This window comes from Mesorhizobium sp. L-8-3, assembly GCF_016756615.1.
Taxonomy (GTDB): Bacteria; Pseudomonadota; Alphaproteobacteria; order Rhizobiales; family Rhizobiaceae.
This window is the reverse complement of record NZ_AP023262.1, coordinates 2,841,353-2,857,978: the sequence shown is the minus strand read 5'-3', so window position 1 is coordinate 2,857,978 and position 16,626 is coordinate 2,841,353. Positions and strand designations below refer to the sequence as shown.

The 16,626-nt window shown below is 63.3% G+C and carries 12 protein-coding genes; 2 read left to right on the top strand and 10 right to left on the bottom strand.

Features of this window, described 5'->3' with window-relative positions:
* Positions 1-245 precede the first annotated feature (245 nt).
* From JN302_RS13420 to JN302_RS13400, 5 genes are read right to left on the bottom strand one after another with little or no spacing between them, the layout of a single operon-like run.
* Entirely contained in the window at positions 246-1,106 is an 861-nt protein-coding gene (locus JN302_RS13420) for an ABC transporter ATP-binding protein (RefSeq protein WP_202333213.1), read from the bottom strand.
* Entirely contained in the window at positions 1,093-2,082 is a 990-nt protein-coding gene (locus tag JN302_RS13415) for a FecCD family ABC transporter permease (RefSeq protein WP_202333212.1), read from the bottom strand. Before JN302_RS13415 ends, JN302_RS13420 begins: the two co-directional genes overlap by 14 nt.
* Positions 2,079-3,101 (bottom strand): FecCD family ABC transporter permease, encoded by a 1,023-nt coding sequence (locus JN302_RS13410; protein WP_244846313.1) that lies wholly within the window; start codon positions 3,099-3,101, stop codon positions 2,079-2,081. The genes JN302_RS13415 and JN302_RS13410 overlap by 4 nt, the downstream gene beginning before the upstream one ends.
* Complete coding sequence (locus JN302_RS13405) at positions 3,098-4,027, bottom strand: iron-siderophore ABC transporter substrate-binding protein (RefSeq protein WP_202333210.1); 930 nt, start codon at positions 4,025-4,027, stop codon at positions 3,098-3,100. The genes JN302_RS13410 and JN302_RS13405 overlap by 4 nt, the downstream gene beginning before the upstream one ends.
* A 54-nt stretch (positions 4,028-4,081) precedes the next feature.
* A complete protein-coding gene (locus JN302_RS13400; RefSeq protein ID WP_244846312.1) occupies positions 4,082-6,517 on the bottom strand; it encodes a TonB-dependent receptor domain-containing protein in 2,436 nt (811 codons plus the stop codon).
* A 446-nt stretch (positions 6,518-6,963) separates the two neighbouring features.
* Between JN302_RS13400 and JN302_RS13395 the strand changes: the two genes are divergently transcribed.
* Together JN302_RS13395 and JN302_RS13390 are read left to right on the top strand one after the other, a co-directional pair.
* The gene (locus tag JN302_RS13395) at positions 6,964-8,010 is read left to right on the top strand and encodes a CobW family GTP-binding protein (RefSeq protein WP_202333209.1); all 1,047 of its coding nucleotides are present in this window, start codon (positions 6,964-6,966) and stop codon (positions 8,008-8,010) included.
* An 82-nt stretch (positions 8,011-8,092) separates the two neighbouring features.
* Positions 8,093-9,067 carry a WD40 repeat domain-containing protein gene (locus JN302_RS13390; protein WP_202333208.1) on the top strand — a complete coding sequence of 325 codons (975 nt, stop codon included), beginning with the start codon at positions 8,093-8,095 and terminating at the stop codon, positions 9,065-9,067.
* Positions 9,068-9,310: 243 nt separating this feature from the next.
* Here the strand turns inward: JN302_RS13390 and JN302_RS13385 are convergent, their stop codons facing one another.
* The 5 genes from JN302_RS13385 to JN302_RS13365 all read right to left on the bottom strand — a co-directional run bounded on the left by JN302_RS13385 (position 9,311) and on the right by JN302_RS13365 (position 16,484).
* Complete coding sequence (locus JN302_RS13385; protein ID WP_202333207.1) at positions 9,311-10,000, bottom strand: corrinoid protein; 690 nt, start codon at positions 9,998-10,000, stop codon at positions 9,311-9,313.
* Positions 10,001-10,089: 89 nt separating this feature from the next.
* On the bottom strand, positions 10,090-11,742 hold the full coding sequence (locus JN302_RS13380; protein WP_202333206.1) for an ABC transporter substrate-binding protein: 1,653 nt from the start codon (positions 11,740-11,742) through the stop codon (positions 10,090-10,092).
* A gap of 57 nt (positions 11,743-11,799) precedes the next feature.
* On the bottom strand, positions 11,800-13,854 hold the full coding sequence (locus JN302_RS13375; protein ID WP_202333205.1) for an NADH:flavin oxidoreductase: 2,055 nt from the start codon (positions 13,852-13,854) through the stop codon (positions 11,800-11,802).
* A gap of 89 nt (positions 13,855-13,943) precedes the next feature.
* A complete protein-coding gene (locus JN302_RS13370) occupies positions 13,944-15,500 on the bottom strand; it encodes a trimethylamine methyltransferase family protein (RefSeq protein ID WP_202333204.1) in 1,557 nt (518 codons plus the stop codon).
* Positions 15,501-15,584: 84 nt separating this feature from the next.
* Positions 15,585-16,484, bottom strand: a complete 900-nt coding sequence (locus JN302_RS13365) for a LysR substrate-binding domain-containing protein (RefSeq protein ID WP_202333203.1) — start codon at positions 16,482-16,484, stop codon at positions 15,585-15,587.
* Positions 16,485-16,626 lie beyond the last annotated feature (142 nt).

Genomic DNA, 16,626 nt, shown 5'->3' with positions numbered 1-16,626 from the left:
GCCGTCTTCCTGCATTCCCTCTCGCTTCCGATCCGCCGGCGATTGCCGCTGACAATGCCGCCACCCCAGGCGACTGGATTTGCTTATCGAAAGCAGAAAAATCCCGCAATAGTAGCAGCTTGGAAGCCTTCCAGGCTGGCAGATTCCGATGTCGCAGAAAACAGGACTTTTCGAGTCATGTTTTCTGCTGATTTCATTGGGCGAATCCGCACATTGGCCTGCCGCGTCCCCGCATGCGGTCGTCATCAAGGCCGGCCCGAATCTGTCGCTCCGTGGCCGATCTGCAACAGTGAGGACCGCGCGGGCGAGGCGCGAGCGGCGGGGATGCACAGGGGGGTACCGGCGACGGGATCGGTGATGATGGTCGCAGCAACGCCAAAGACATGCTCCACGATCTCTGCCGTCATCACCACGTCCGGACGGCCGGCGGCCGCGATCTTGCCGGCCCTGAGCATGACCATGTGGTCGGCATGGCGGGCGGCCTGGTTGAGATCGTGCAGCACGGCCACGACCGTCTTGCCGCGAGTGGCGACCAGTTCGGCGACGAGATGCATCATCTCGATCTGGTGGGCGAGGTCGAGGAAGGTGGTGGGTTCGTCGAGGAGCAGGATGCCGGTTTCCTGCGCCAGCGTCATGGCGATCCACGCCCGCTGGCGCTGGCCGCCGGACGGGCTTTCGAGCGGGCGGGCGGCCAGATCGTCCATGCCGGTCAGGGCGAGCGCCTCGGCACAGGCATTGTCGTCCTGCTCGGACCATCGGCCGAACAGGGAGCGGTGCGGGTAGCGGCCCTGCCGCACGAGATCGAGGACGGTCAACCCCTCTGGCGCGACCGGCCCCTGCGCCAGCACGCCGACGCGACGCGCGATCTCCCTGGTGGAGAATTCAGACAGGGGGCGACCGTCGAGCAGGATCGTGCCGGCGTTCGGCGCGCGCAGGCCGGCGAGCGCGCGCAGGATGGTGGACTTGCCGCTGCCATTCGGCCCGATCAGCGCCGTGAATGCACCGGGAGTTATGGCAAGGTCGAGACCTTCGACGACCATCGAGCGGCCGTAGGCGATCGCGACGCCCTTGGCGGCCAGACCCCGGTTTGCGTCAGGCTCGGACATTCTGTCGGTCCCGGAGAAGATATGCAAAGAAGGGCGCGCCGATCAGCGCCGTGACGATGCCCGCGGGAAGCTGCACCGGGGCGATGACCGTGCGACCGGCGAAATCGGCCGCCATGACCAGGGCCGCACCGGTCAGGGCCGATATGGGTATCAGCCTGGCATGCGCGGGGCCGACCAGGCGGCGGGCGATGTGCGGTGCTACCAGCCCGACGAAGCCGATCAGCCCGGCGGCCGCGACGGCCGCCCCGGAGAGAAGCGTGCAGAGCAGGATCATCAGCGCGCGGACAGCGTTGACGCGCTGGCCGAGGCTCTGCGCGGCTTGATCGCCGAAGCGGATAAGGTCGAGTTCGCGGCTGGAAATCATCGAGAACGCCAGCGGCGCGGCGAGCCAGAGCGCCAGGGCCCGCACGCCAGGCCAGTCGGCGTGATAGACGCTGCCGGCCAGCCAGATCATGGCGCGCTGTACGTCGCCGATCTCGCCGAAGGCGGTGAGGAAGGTGGTGGCGGCGCCCGCGAGCGCGCTCAAGCCGATGCCAATCAGGATGATTCGCAGCGAAGAGGTGCCGCCGTTGCGCCAGGAAAGTATATAGATCGCCGCCGCCATCACCGATGCACCGGCGAAGCCCGCCCAGGGCAGTATCTGGACAGGCGCGTTGTCGAGCGCGACGATGAAGATCGTCGCGGCCAGCGCCGCACCCGCATTGATGCCAAGGATGCCGGGTTCGGCGAGCGGGTTTCGCATGACAGCCTGCGCGATGGCTCCCGCAACCGCAAGTCCCGCACCGACGAGCATGGCGAGCAGCACGCGCGGCATGCGCAGGTCGAAGACGATCGTCTCGATCTGCGGATTCGTGCCGGCCGGTTGCGCGAGAAGCGAGACCAGCTCGCCGAACGGCACCACGACGTCGCCATACGCGACAGAGGCCACAAGCAGGACGGCCACGACAAGGGCCAGGGCGGCGAGGATGCGGATCATCGGGCGTCGCCCGCGCGGCTGCGCGCCAGCCAGATGAAGAAGGGCGCGCCGACCAGCGCCATCGTCACGCCCACCGGGAAGCTCTGGTTGGCGAAAATGGTTCGGCCGATGATGTCGGCCAGAACGATCAGCAGCGCGCCGCCGGCCGCGCTGAAGGGGATTATCCAGCGGTAGTCAGCTCCGACGGTCATCCGCGCGAGGTGCGGAACGACAAGGCCGACGAAGGCGATGGGACCGGCAAGTGCGACGGCCCCGCCGGCCAGCAGGATGACGATGGCGACGGCCAGGCTGCGCCAGAGAACCGGGTCCTGACCGACAGACGCGGCGACCTCGGTGCCCAGGCTCAAGGTCATGATGTGCCTGCGCAAGATCAAGGCGGCCGCAAGCCCGGCGAGGATGTAGGGCGCGACGGCTGCGACCTGCGCCAAGCTGCGGCCGGAGAGCGAGCCGGCGGTCCACAGCCGTACGGCGTCGAGCGTCGTCTGGTCGAAGACCAGGATGGCGGTGGTCAGCGAGGACAGGAACGTCGTGACGATCACGCCGGCGAGCACAAGCTTGAGCGGGGTCGCGCCCACGGACCCGGCCGAGGCCAGCGCATAGACGACGACCGCCGCGATCCCGGCCCCGCCAAATGCGAACCAGACCTGGGCGCTGCTCGATCCCACCCCGATGACAGATATGGCCATGACGACGGCGAAGGCCGCACCCGCATTGACGCCGAGCAGGCCGGGCGAAGCGAGCGGGTTGTTGGTCACGGCCTGCATGATCACGCCGGCGACGGCGAGCGCCGAGCCCGACAGCAGACCGGCCATCGCGCGCGGCAGGCGCAAGGTCCTCACCACCAGATGCTCGCGCGAGCCGTCGAATGAGAAGATCGCGGCCAGCACGTCGGAGATCGCGATGCGCGACGCGCCGAGCGTCACCGACCAGACCGCCACGACTGCCACGAGCAGGCCCAGCGCCGCGAACGCCGAGAACCGCCGTGCATCGGCGCTTGCGGTCAGGTTGCCGGCGGTCACGGCTCTGCCAGGATGTATAGTTCGATGTCGTCGAGGATCCGATGCGCGGAGGCAATGCCATGGAAGCTTTGCCATGTTGCCCGGTCGACGCGGTAGGCGCGACCGTTCCGCACGGCGGGCAGAAGCTGCCAGAGGGGGTTACTGGTGACCTCCTTCTCGAGCGCGTCGTCCGGTGCGCTTTCGAAGCCGCTGGCCGAAACGTAGAGAAGAATGTCGCCATCGAGATTGGCAAGTTCCTCCCAGTCCGGCCGCTTGACGATCGTGTCGTCGGTCACCGTCTCGTAGGCCGTGCGCTTCACGCCGGCCTCGTGCAGCACTGCAAAGGGCGCATAGGCGGCTGGACCGTCGACGAAGACGACGAACCTGCCCGGAGCGAAGCGGACGGCCGAGACCGTCACGTCCTTCATTCGCGCGCGGATCGAAGCGGCGCGCTTCTCATAGGCGGCAAGCGCCTCCTCGGCCGGAGCCTCGCGGCCGGTAATTTCGGAGAGGAGCCGGAGATATTTCTTCCAGTCCATGTGGCTGAAGAAGACCGTCGGCGCGATCTTCGACGCCTTCTCGTAGATCTGCGAATGTGCCTCCGTGCTGCCGATGATGAGATCGGGCTTCAGCGCCGCGATCCGCTCCAGGCTCGGCTCCTTGGGATTGCCGAGGTCGACCATCTTCGACTGTTTGACGAAGTCGAGCACCTTGGCGTCCTGGATCGCCATATAGGGCGTGGCGAAGACCGGAACCTCGAGGTCCAACAAGAGGCCGAGCGTCAGGAGCGGATCGAGCGTGACGATCTTCTTCGCTCCGGCCGGAACGCAGAAGGGCGCCTTGTAGACGCCTTCCGATATTTCCTTCCCCTGGCAGGCTGCATGCGCAATTTTCAGGGGGCACAGGAGGAGCAGAAGGGCAAGGCCCAGACGCAGGACGGATACCATGTCGAATTGACCCGTAGAAGCGGTTGCGGGCTTTCGCCCCGCAGCCGGACGTCATCAGAATTTTGTTCGAACGTTCAGCCCAAACGATCGCCGCAGTCCAGCCTGGGCGAAAGGAAGCGGCGCATCCGGATCGACAATGGTGAAGTATTTCTCGTCGGTGAGATTGTCCACAAAGGCTGTGATCTCCCAATTGTTCTTCTTGAAGCCGGCTTGTGCATTCACGATGAAGCGCGAGTCGATCCTGTACATGCCGCCCGTGCCGAAGCGGGAATTGTAGTCGCCGGTGTACTTGGCGTCGCCGCCGACAAAGGCCCCATTCTGGAATTCATATCGACCACCGAAGGCGAACGTCCATTCCGGCGCTTCCGGGAAGGCTTCACCGGATTGATCGCCCAGGCTGGCGTGATCGAATTCGAGGAACTTTGTGTTCACATATCCAAGCGAAGCGAATGCCGAGAACTGATCGGTGACCTGCCAGGTCGGCTCGATTTCGAAACCCCATGCTCGCGAGGACGCGGCATTCTCCGTCCTGCGATAGCCGGGAATGGTCGAGAACGGGCGGATTTCGATCTGCTGGTCCTCATACTTCGTGTAGAAGAGATTGGCGTTGAGGATAAGCCGGTCGTCCAGCAGGCGTCCCTTATAGGACAGCTCGTAGCTTTGCGAGTATTCCGGATCGTAGGTTACAAGTTGGAAGTTCTCGGGATCCTGACGGTCGACATAGGAACCGCCCGAGCGGAAGCCCTGCGTATATGTTAGACCAACCGTGTGGTAGTCACCGAATTCCTTTGACAGGCCGATCTTCGGCACAAAATTCAACTCGTCGAAGGATGCCGGGTCCCCGGTCAAGGCCGGATCCATCCCGTAGAATACGAGGGAGTTCAGCTCGGTGTTCGTCTCCTCGAGATAATCCAGTCGTCCCCCCACGGTGACGAACCAGGTGGGTGCGAATTCAAAGGTCGCCTCGCCGAACACAGCCAGGTTCGACGTTGTGCGGTTCTGATCGTCGTCCAGTTGGACTAGCCCGTAGAACGGCACATCTGCTATGAAGCGCGACGCGCCGTCAAAGACCTGATAGCTCCCGAAGACGCCAGCTACCCATCGCCAGCGGTCGGCTTCGTAGTTCAGGCGCATCTCCTGGGTGAAGATCGAATCGTCGTCCGTACCCCAGATCCCGGTGACATAACCGGGCGTGTCCGCATCGACGGAGCTGCGCGTGTTGATGCCGTAGGAGAGGCCGGTCAGCGAGGTGAACCGCAGCGCTTCGGAGAAATCGTGGGTAATCTCGAGGCCTGCGTTGTGGACCTCCGTGGCGCGGAATTCCGTGTAGGTGTCAGGATTGTTGTTGAAATCCCCGCGCCCGTCGTAGAGACCGACCAACCGGTCGTTCGGCCGGTCCTTTGAATAGGCATAGGTCAGCAGGGCGCGGGTATCCGGCATTTCCGACGGCGTAATGAGCAGCTTGGCGCGAATGGTCCCGCTGATATCCGTGGTCAGATCGTCATAGCCGGCGTAGTGGCTGAAATTCGAGTAGCTCACGTCCGTATGGGAACGCTCGAACGCGCCCGCTATGCGCAGCGCGACCTGATCCTCCGCAAGCGGCGTATTCACGACGAACCCGGCGCCCACCAGATCGTTGCTGCCGACAGTGCCCGACAGTTCGACTTCCCTCTCGAAGGTGGGATCCTTCGATTTGACGTAGATCGCTCCGATCATGGCGGCGCGGCCGGATAGCGTCGATTGCGGGCCGCGATAGACCTCGACCTGTTGCGCATCCCAGAGGTTCCTTGCACCGAAACGCGCATTGTAGCGGGTCTGGAGGATGCCATCGAAATAGAGGGAGCCGGCCGGCCCGCCGGATGGAACGAAACCTTCGGAACTCACGCCGCGGATGACAAAGCCGGAATTCACCGTCGCGCTGTCCTCCACATTCGCAAGGCGCCGGAAGGTACCCTGCGTGTGCCTGATCTGGCCATCTTCGATGTCTTTGGCTGTGACGATGCCAACGCTCGCGGTCGTGGCGTCGAGGGTCGTTGCGTTCTTGGAGCCATAGATCACGATAGGGTCGAGGATCGTCGTCCCATGCTCGCCTGCGGCATAGCCGACGTCGTTGGCGGAAGCGGTATCGTTGCTGAGCACAACCTGATTGCCGCCGGCGAAGCGCGCGCTCAAGCCCGTGCCGGCCAGGACAGCCTCAAGCGCCTGGGAAGGCGTGAGATTGCCGCTGACGCCTTGCGTGGTCTTGCCGCGAGCGAGGTTCGCATCAAACAGGATCTGCAGACCCGACTGCGCGGCGAGCCGATTGAGAGCGGGGGTCAGCGAGCCCGCGGGAACGGAAATCGATTGCTGCGCGGTCTGCGCGGCGGCCGCGGTTTGCGCGGCGGCCGGAACCGTCCAGCCGAAAGCCAGCATGGTGCCGGCCAGGAGGGCCAGGCGCCGCCTGCCGGCCGCACTCGCAGGGTTTGTCGTCGTCAGTCCTGGTCCAGCCACTACAGCCCCCGTTCTGGCGGCGTTCAAGGCGCCGCGGTCGATCACTCGGAGCGGGGTTCTTCTGTCCGCTCACCAGTGTGACGATCAGGGATCGCGGTTTGGGACTGTGGCCAGAAAAAATCTTGTGGCTGAAAGTCATGTTTCCGCAACGGGAACAGGCGGCATGGTCGGCTACCGGACGGGCGCTGCGGCGCATGCCAGCAGCAGTTCCGCCTCCCGCTCGGCGACAGCCACGGCGTAGCAGCGTCGTGGCCACCGCCGACGGAACCCTATCGCGGCGCCGGATCGCCCGGACGATGTGCGCCGCCAATTTCGATCACGCCGCAAACGCGCCGGGCAGACGACTGAGTCAGTTGGCCCCAAGCCCCTTGGGATTCCCACGTGCAAATCCGGCAGCCCCATCCTATATGGGTGGCCACACCGCCATCCAATCCGAGAGTGCAACCATGAGCGAAGCTCAGACGCAGATCCCCGTAACCGTGCTGACCGGCTATCTGGGTGCGGGGAAGACGACCCTGCTCAACCGCATCCTCTCCGAAAACCACGGCAAGCGTTATGCCGTCATCGTCAACGAGTTCGGCGAGATCGGCATCGACAACGACCTGATCGTGGAATCCGACGAGGAAATCTACGAGATGAACAATGGCTGCGTATGCTGCACGGTGCGAGGCGACCTGATCCGCACCGTCGAGGGGCTGATGCGCCGCCCCGGCCGTTTCGATGCGATACTGGTGGAGACCACCGGCCTTGCCGACCCCGTTCCCGTGGCCCAGACCTTCTTCATGGACGACGACGTCCGCTCCAAGACCAAGCTCGACGCGGTCGTGGCGCTGGTCGACGCCAAGCACCTGCCGCTGCGCCTAAAGGACACGCACGAGGCCGAGGACCAGATCGCCTTTGCCGATGTCGTCGTGCTCAACAAGACCGACCTCGTCACCCCGCAGGAACTGGGCGATGTCGAGGCGGCGGTGCGTGCCATCAATCCGGGCGCGAGGATCCATCGCACGGAGCGTGCCGGCGTGAAGCTCGAAGAGGTGCTCGACCGCGGCGCCTTCGACTTGAGCCGTGCGCTTGAGAACGACCCGCATTTCCTCGACGCCCACGATCATGACCACGATCATGATCACCAGGATCATGACCATCACCACCACCATCATGATCACGACCATCATCACCATCACGCTTCGCCTATCCACGACGTGACGGTCCAGTCGGTCTCGTTGCGCGGCGGCGAGATGGATCCCAAGAAGTTCTTCCCCTGGATCGAGAAGGTCACGCAGCTCGAAGGCCCGAACATCCTGCGCCTCAAAGGTATCATCGCGATCAAGGACGATCCGGATCGCTACGTGATCCAGGGCGTTCACATGATCGTCGAGGGCGACCATCAGCGCGCCTGGAAGGATGGCGAAAAGCACGAGAGCCGGCTGGTCTTCATCGGCCGCAAGCTGGACGAGGAAAGGCTGCGGAAGAGCTTCGAAGCCTGCCAGGCTTGAGCTTTCGGTTGACATCAGGCCGCATGCTCGTCCAGACCCCGTCCGACCAAGCTTCGCTCATCGGAATGGACTGCGCTCACTGATGCCCACCGTTGCCCCGCTCGATCTCGATGGCCATTGCGTCACGGCTGCCTTCATCGGCGGCGTGCCGTTCTTCGCGATGGCCGACGGTACGGTCCATTGGCTCGACCACGGCAGCAAATCGGCCACCATTCATGATGGCCTGCTCTGCGCCGTCGCCGATGCCCCCGGCAAGCGCCTGGTCAGCGGCGGCGAGGACGGCAAGGTCTGCGCACTCTCGCTTGACGGCTCCGTGGCCGTGCTCGCCGAACTGGGCCGCAAATGGGTGACAAGCATCGCCGCCGGCCCGCAAGGCGCGCTCGCCTTCGCCAGCGGCCGCAATGCAACCGTGCGTTTCGCCGACGGCAAGACCAGGGAGTTCGCGCATCCGCGCTCGGTCGAGGGCCTCGCTTTCTCGCCGAAAGGCATGCGTTTCGGCGTCGCCCGCTACAATGGCGCCACGCTGCATTTCCCGGCCAGCGAAGGCAAGCCGGCCGAGCTCGAATGGGCCGGCGCCCACACCGGCATCACCTTCTCGCCCGACGGCAGTTTCGTCGTCACCACCATGCAGGAGAACGCGCTCCACGGCTGGAAGCTCGCCGACGGCAAGCATATGCGCATGTCCGGCTATCCGGCCAAGGTCAAAAGCCTCTCCTGGAGCGCCAAGGGCAAATGGCTGGCGAGTTCGGGCGCGCCGGCGGCAGTCGTCTGGCCCTTCCAGGGCAAGGACGGCCCGATGGGCAAGGCGCCGCTCGAACTCGGCACCCGCGGCAACACCATGGTCACATCGGTCGCCTGCCATCCCGCAGAGGACATCGTGGCGATCGGCTATGAGGACGGCATGGTGCTTGCAGCGCGTTTCGCCGACGCCAAGGAAGTGCTGCTCCGCCGGCCGGGCAAGGGCGCCGTCACCTCGATGATGTGGGACGACGAAGGCCGCCGCCTGGTATTCGGCACGACGACCGGCGACTGCGGCATCATCGATATCGCGGGTTGAATCAACTCCGCAGGCGGTTTGAAAAGCGACCCCATTCCACGACACGGTCGCCGATTCCGCGACACCAGAAGCAGATACGATTGCAACGGCTTCATAAGGTGGAACTTTGCACTTGGTGCAGTCATCGCCATTGATCAGCTGAATATCAGTCTTGGGCCTCGCTGCGGCATCTCGGCGGAACGCGATGCCTGTGCGATGCAAGCGTGGTCTGAGACGTCGAGCAACTGACGACCCAAGAAGCCGCTATTGTCGCAAGTTGTGCTTGCGATTGACGAAGTCCTTGGCTGTTTCCACCGCAACTGCGGCGTCGCGGCAATAGGCGTCGGCGCCGACGGCCCTGCCGAACTCCTCGTTGAGCGGCGCGCCGCCCACCAGCACGATGTAGTCGTCGCGAATGCCCTTTTCCTTCATCGTGTCGATCACCACCTTCATGTATGGCATGGTCGTGGTCAGCAGCGCCGACATGCCGATGATGTCGGGCTGGTGCTCCTCGATGGCGTTCAGGTAGTTCTCGACCGGGTTGTTGATGCCGAGGTCGATGACGTCGAAGCCGGCCCCTTCCATCATCATGCCGACGAGGTTCTTGCCGATGTCGTGGATGTCGCCCTTCACGGTGCCGATCACCAGCTTGCCCTGCTTGGGTGCGCCGGTGGCGGCAAGCAGCGGACGCAGGATGGCCATGCCCGCCTTCATGGCGTTGGCCGACAGGAGCACTTCGGGGACGAACAGGATGCCGTCACGAAAGTCCTCGCCGACGATGCGCATGCCTTCGACCAGGGCCTCGGTCAGCACCTTGTAGGGCAACCAGCCGCGATCGAGCAGGATCTGCGTGCCTTCCTCGATCTCTTCCTTCAGGCCGTCATAGAGGTCGTCATGCATCTGCTGGACGAGCTCGTCGTCGGACAGCTCGGACAGGATGATCTCGTCGGACATTTTCTTCCCTCCTTGCAGTCGACGAACGAATAGGAGCCGGCACAATCCGCGATGGCGCCGACTCGCTGGTCGAGCTCCCAAAGACTAAATCAAGCCTGTTCCAGCCAAACCTTTTCAAGATCCATCTGGAAAGTCGGATGGATCGAGTAGTTCTTCACCTTCTCATTCATGTGGTTGTATAGCTTCTGCCAATACGGCTGGATGATAATGCCGGAGTCCTGGATAATGGTCTCGACGTCCTTCATCACTTCGCGGCGCCTGTCCGGATCGCTGATCGACAGCGCTTCCTGCAGCTTCTTGTCGAAGTCCGGGTTCGAGTAGCCCGTCTCGTTCCAGGCCTCGCCCGAGCGATAGGCCAGCGCCAATACCTGCACCCCGAGCGGGCGCATATACCAGACGGTCAAGGAGTACGGATATTTCGTCCAGTCGTTCCAAAAGGTCGAGCCGGGCAGAACCGTGCGCTTTACCTTGATGCCGGCGTCGCGCAGCTGGGCGGCGATAGCGTCGCCGGTGCTCTTGTTCCAGTCGTCGTCCACGGTGATCAATTCGTGCTCGAAATCGGCCTGTCCGGCCTCAGCCAGGAGCTTCCTGGCGCCTTCCGCATCGCGCGACTTCTTGGGGAGTTCGGCGTATTCGGGATGGATCGGGCTGACATGGTGGTTTTCGGCCACCGTGCCCCGCCCGGCATAGCCGAGTTGAAGCACGACGTTGTTGTCGACTGCCATTTGCAACGCATTGCGGACGCGCTTGTCATCGTAAGGCTTCTGCGTGACGTTGGTGCGTGCGACCAGCGTTGTAGCGGTCTGGATTTCCGTCTTCTTGAGGCCGAGCCCGTCCAGAATGTCGACGTACTCCGCGCCTGTTTCGTTGTTCAGGTCGACCTCGCCGGACTCGAAGGCGTTCGCCATTGTGTTCGGGTCGGTACCGTAATCGATGAACTCGACCCCATCGAGCAGAGCTTCTCCACCCCACCATTTACCGTTCTCGCGGCGCTTTACGATCGCCTTCTGACCGACGTCGTAGGATACGAGTTCGAAGGCCCCTGTACCGATCGGTTTCACTATGGGGTTGGCGCCGTCCGCATCGAAGTTCCGGTGCACGACCAAGGCGGGATAGTCCGTCAAGTTAGGAATGATCGAAATGTCGGACGCCGTGAGCGAAAGCCTGATCGTATGATCGTCGACTTTGGTGATCGCCCCCTCGCGCGCCTTGCCAGAGGCTGGATCGATCAGAGTGTTGACCCGCGCCGCCATTGAGTTGCCCGCGGCGCTCTTGTCGCACCAGCGATTGAAGTTATAGATGACATCGTCGGCGTTGAACTCGTCGCCATTGTTCCAGGTCACGCCCTTGCGAACGTGAAGCACGTACCCTGTGGCATCGTCATTGACCTCCCAACTGTCCAGAAGCACCGGCTCGAAGGTGAACTCTCGGGTGTAGCGAACGAGAGGTTCGAGCCAGGTCCGGGAGATGTTGGCCATCTCCACCCAGTCATAGGTACGGGGGTCCTTCTGTTCCTTGACTACCATTGCAACGCGCAACGTTCCGCCCTTCGTGCCTTCCTGCGCGACAGCCCGAGACGGTGCGACCAGACCTGCCATGCTGTACGCCAATGCAGTCGACGCCCCCATCGCGCTCGCGAGCGCAAGAAACTCGCGTCTATCCATGCGGCCACCTCGGGCTTCTGAAGTCAGTTTCTCGATTGCCTGAGGGACGCAGTCGCCATTGCTCCTGAAGAAACGCATGCTCTCCTCCTTGTTTGCGTTATCCCTGCCGAATTCCCATGGTTCAGCCTGCCCCCTTCACAGCCTCAAAGCATACCGAATGCCGTCATAGATGGCGGCGTGGATGTTGCGGGAGGCAACTGCATCGCCAATGCGGAACAGCGTATAGGCCGCGGCGGGTTGGCGGGCGGGGAAAGCATCGCCGCCATTGACGAGCGCGTCGTAATCGACCGCGCCAAGGTTCCTGGATGCCGGCTTCAGCGCGAAGTACAGGTCTTCGAGCGGCATCGTCCCGTGCTCCATCACGATCTGGTCGACGCGTCGCTCCGCGCTCCATTCCTTGGCGAAATCGGAGCCCAGCGTGGCGACGAGCTTATTGCCCTCGCGGCGGATAGATCTGACGCGCGTATTGATCGTGATCCGGACACCCTTCTCGTGGAAGGCTTGCATGTAGGGGACATGGTTCATGCCGCCCATTTCCGGAGCGAAGAAACGCTCGGGCGAGACAAGTTCCAGGATCGATCCCGCGTTGGCGATCACCTCCGCTGCGCTCATCCCCGGATGACCGCCATTGTCGTCGTAGAGCAGCACATTCTCGGCCGGCTTCACACTGCCGGACAGGATGTCCCAGCTGGAGACGACAAGGTCGTCACCGTGTTCGAGTGGCGGATTCTGCGGCAGCCCGCCCGTCGCGACGATCACGACATCGGGATCGAGCGCATTCACGTCGGCAGCTTCCGCCCAGACGTCGTAGCGGATGTCCACGCCGAGACGCTCCAGTTCCGCCAGGCGCCAGTCGACGATGCCGATCAGTTCCTTGCGGCGGGGGTTCTGCACGGCCAGCCTGATCTGGCCGCCCGCTTGGCCGGAGGCTTCGAGTACGGTGACGGAATGACCGCGCTCGGCTGCCACACGGGCGGCTTCCAGGCCTGCCGGACCGGCGCCGACGATCACCACCTTCTTGAGCGCCCCGTCAGAGCGCGCAATCACGTGCGGGATCGTCGCCTCGCGGCCGGTCGCGGCATTGTGGATGCAGAGTGCCTCTCCGCCTTCATAGATGCGATCAAGACAGTAGGTGGCGCCGACGCAGGGGCGGATGCGGTGCTCGTCGCCAGCCATCACCTTCCGCGCGATGTAAGGGTCGGCGATGTGCGGACGCGTCATCCCCACCATGTCAAGCTTGCCGGTGGCGATCGCATGGCGCGCTGTCGCAACGTCGGCGATACGCGCGGCGTGGAACACCGGGAACCTGGTTGCTTCCCGCACTTCTCCGGCAAAGTCGAGCGAAGGAGACGAGCGCATGCCGGTGATCGGTATCACCTTGGTCAGCGAAGCGTCTGTTTCGATCGTGCCGCGGATGATGTTGAGGAAGTCGAACTTGCCCGACGAAGCCAATCGCCGGGCGATCTCGATGCCTTCGGCCTTGGTCAATCCGTTTTCGATGTCCTCGTCGGCCACCATGCGGATCCCGACGATGAAATCCGCACCCACGGCCGCGCGCACGGCGTCGATGACCCTCCAGGTAAAGCGCAGCCGGTTGTCGAGCGTGCCCCCGAACTCGTCGTCACGCTGGTTGGTCAGCGGCGACCAGAACCCATCCATCAGGTGACCGTAGGACTCGAACTCTATGCCATCGAGACCGGCTGCCTGCATGCGTTGGGCCGCACTCGCATAGTCGGCGACGATGCGGTCGATGTCCCATTCCTCCATCGTCTTCGGAAAGGCGCGATGCGCCGGCTCACGCACCGGCGAAGGGGCGAGCACCGGCAGCCAGTCCGCCTTGTTCCAGCCGGTACGACGCCCGAGATGGGTGATCTGGATCATCACCTTGCAGTCATACTCGTGGCACTGGTCGGCGAGGTCTCGAAGCCATGGCACAATGTCATCGCGATATGCATGCAGATTGCCAAAGGCCGCCGGGCTGTCACGCGAAACGATTGCCGAGCCGGCAGTCATGGTCAGCGCAATGCCGCCCTTGGCTTTCTCGGCGTGGTAGAGCCGATAACGCTCCTTCGGCAGACCATCCTCCGAATAGGCCGGCTCGTGACTTGTCGACATGAGCCGGTTCTTCAGGGTCAGGTGCTTTAGCCGGTAAGGCTGGAGAAGCGGGTCCTTGGTGAGTGGCGCGTTCATGGTCTCCCTCGGATCGGCAGGAACCGGGGCTGCAACCTGATGGACGTTCTGCCTTGTGCGATTATCATCATCACTGGGTCGACGGTGGCTCAGTTCACGGTATCCGGCAGGGCCTTCTCGCGCCGGGCGACAAAGTCCCGCAGAGCCTCGGCGATGCCGTCGTCGAGCTTCGGCTCCTCGTAGTCCTTGAGCATGTTGCGCGCTTTCTCCCGTCCACGCGTGTCATGATCCTTCGCCCTTTCCGAGCTCCACTGCTCGAAGGAGTTGAAGTCCATCAGCGTCGGCATGAAGAAGGCTGACTCGAAGTGCTCGAGCGTATGTTGCGTGCCGAGGAAATGGCCGGCCGGACCCACCTCGCGGATCGCCGCCATCGCGTCCTCGAAGTCGTCGAACGGAACGCCTCCCGCATATTTGTGCCAGCCGACGAGTTGTTCGCAGTCGGTGGCGAATTTCGAGTAGCCGCAGGTCAGCCCGGCTTCGAGCCACCCTGCGGCATGCCAGATGTAATTGGCCCCGGACAGGATCGCGGCGTGCATGAGCATGTTCGCCTCATAACCGGCCTGGGCGTCGTTGAGCTTGGATCCGACGTGAAACCCCGAGGTTCGCCAGGGTAGCCGGTACTTCCTGGCGAGCGCGCCCATCAGATACATCATCTGCGCTGCCTCCGGCGTGCCACCCATGGGGGCACCGGTCTTCATGTCGACAGTGACCATGAACTGCCCATAGATCTGCGGCGACCCCGGGCGCAGGAGCTGGGTGAAGGCGACGCCGGCAAGCGCCTCGGCATTGACCTGCGCCACCGCGCCCACTGAGGACGCTGACGTCGATGCCCCGCACAGGGCGAAAGGCGCGAGGATCAGCGGCTGATTGTGCCGTGCATAGACCTTCATGGCGTCCAGCATGGTCGCGTCCCAGACCAGCGGAGAATTGCAGTTTGTGATCGCCACCAGCACCGGATTGTCGCGAACGAATTCCTCGCCGAAGACGATGCCGGCCATCGCCATGGTGTCCTCGGCGCGATCCCGGGACGTCACGATCCCCATGAAAGGCTTGTCGGAGTGCTTCAGCGCCGAATGAATGATGTGAAGATGGCGCTTGGGAACGGGGACCTCCATCGGCTCGCAGATGATCGAGCTCGAAGAGTGGAGCGCCGGTGCCATGTAGGCGAGCTTATGGAAGTTCTGAAGATCCTCGAGCGTGCCGTAACGCCTGACGTTGTCGAGGTCGCGCACATAGGGGGCGCCGTACATCGGCACGAAGATCGTGTTCTTTCCACCGACTTTCACCGAACGTTGCGGATTGCGTGCGTTGAGGGTGAATTCGGACGGCACCTTCGACACCAGCTCCATGAGCAGGTGGCGGTCGAGCCGCACACGCGTGCCGGACACGTCCGCGCCGGCCTGCTTCCACATGGCGATCGCCTCGTCGTCGCGGAATTCGCATCCCACCTCTTCGAGGATACCGAGGGACGCCTGATGGATGAGTTCCACCGCTTCGTCGGGGACAATCTCATAGACCGGGATCTTGCGAACCAATGTCGGCAGCGAGGGCAACGCCGCGCTGCGCAGAGCCTTCCGCCCGATCCGCCCCCCGCCGCGGCGGTGGGTTGCGGGTTCCAACGTCTGAATCTTGTCCACGATACTCATGCCTGGCGCTCCCTTCCGGCAAAGAGAACGCTTCGCAACCCTGATGTTCAAGCGAATAAGGAACCATGGTCGCTTGAGTTCAGCTCAATCGTCGAGCGAAAGCAGCCAGTCCCGCAAGATGGTCGCAGGGCGGCTTAGCGGGCGGCGCGCGCTCCATGTCACGAAGTAGGATTGCGGGGCCGCGATTTCGGCGTCGCTGAGTTGCACCAGATCGCCGGCTTCGATCAACGGCGTGACGAGGCTCGCCCAGCCGAGCACCACTCCCTGCCCGGTGCGCGCGGCCTGCAGGGCGATCACGTGGCTGTTGAAGCGCCGCACGTTGAGCCGTCGGTCCGCACAGCCGGCTTCGCGGAAGAAGTCGGCCCAAGTGGTCCAGTCCCAGTCTATGCCTTCGACGGAAAGCAGTTGGAGCTGCGCCAAATCATCGAGCGTCTCAACGGAATGTTCACGGGCGAAATCCGGACTGGCCACCGGGAAGATGCGATCGTCATACAGTTTCGCCGACAGTTCGTCCGGCCATTCGCCGCTGCCGTAGCGAAGCCGAAGATCGATGTCGGGACGATCAAGGCCGCGAGAATGATCCGAAATGACATGGTCGACGACGATGTCCTGGTGGTTGGCCCAGAAGGCGCCCATGCGCGGCATCAGCCAGAGATGAGCCATCGCCATGGTACATCCAATGGTAACGCTCGACTGGCCGCCGGAAGTCTTCAATTGCCGGAACGTGGACGAAATTCGCTCGAACCCCTCGCGTAGGGCCGCTGACATCGTCTCTCCTTCACGTGTCAGCTCAAGCGCCCGGTGTCGGCGCAGGAAGAGCGGATTGCCGAGCTCGTCCTCGAGCATGCGAACCTGCTTGGAAATGGCGCCGGGCGTGACGTTAAGCTCTTCGGCCGCCTTGGTCAGACTGAGATGGCGCGCCGATGCTTCGAATGCCGCGAGCGCTTTCAGCGAAGGGAGGCTGTAATACCGGCGAACCATCATCTATCGGTCGGGCTCCCGACGCTCACGGTGAGTGGCCAGTTGCTCTTCACAATCCGCGGCATCCGACCCAGCCATTAGGCCGATATATTCACTACAGCGCAATACTCGCCTTCTGGCGCTCGCTGTGCGAGCCTGTGGGCGA

What these genes read in the sequence shown, in the direction of transcription:
- JN302_RS13385 (WP_202333207.1), bottom strand. Translation starts at nt 10,000, where the DNA reads ATGTCCGACGAGATCATCCTGTCCGAGCTGTCCGACGACGAGCTCGTC.
- JN302_RS13405 (WP_202333210.1), bottom strand. Translation starts at nt 4,027, where the DNA reads ATGGTATCCGTCCTGCGTCTGGGCCTTGCCCTTCTGCTCCTCCTGTGC.
- JN302_RS13375 (WP_202333205.1), bottom strand. Translation starts at nt 13,854, where the DNA reads ATGAACGCGCCACTCACCAAGGACCCGCTTCTCCAGCCTTACCGGCTA.
- JN302_RS13395 (WP_202333209.1), top strand. Translation starts at nt 6,964, where the DNA reads ATGAGCGAAGCTCAGACGCAGATCCCCGTAACCGTGCTGACCGGCTAT.
- JN302_RS13380 (WP_202333206.1), bottom strand. Translation starts at nt 11,742, where the DNA reads ATGCGTTTCTTCAGGAGCAATGGCGACTGCGTCCCTCAGGCAATCGAG.
- JN302_RS13420 (WP_202333213.1), bottom strand. Translation starts at nt 1,106, where the DNA reads ATGTCCGAGCCTGACGCAAACCGGGGTCTGGCCGCCAAGGGCGTCGCG.
- JN302_RS13415 (WP_202333212.1), bottom strand. Translation starts at nt 2,082, where the DNA reads ATGATCCGCATCCTCGCCGCCCTGGCCCTTGTCGTGGCCGTCCTGCTT.
- JN302_RS13390 (WP_202333208.1), top strand. Translation starts at nt 8,093, where the DNA reads ATGCCCACCGTTGCCCCGCTCGATCTCGATGGCCATTGCGTCACGGCT.
- JN302_RS13370 (WP_202333204.1), bottom strand. Translation starts at nt 15,500, where the DNA reads ATGAGTATCGTGGACAAGATTCAGACGTTGGAACCCGCAACCCACCGC.
- JN302_RS13365 (WP_202333203.1), bottom strand. Translation starts at nt 16,484, where the DNA reads ATGATGGTTCGCCGGTATTACAGCCTCCCTTCGCTGAAAGCGCTCGCG.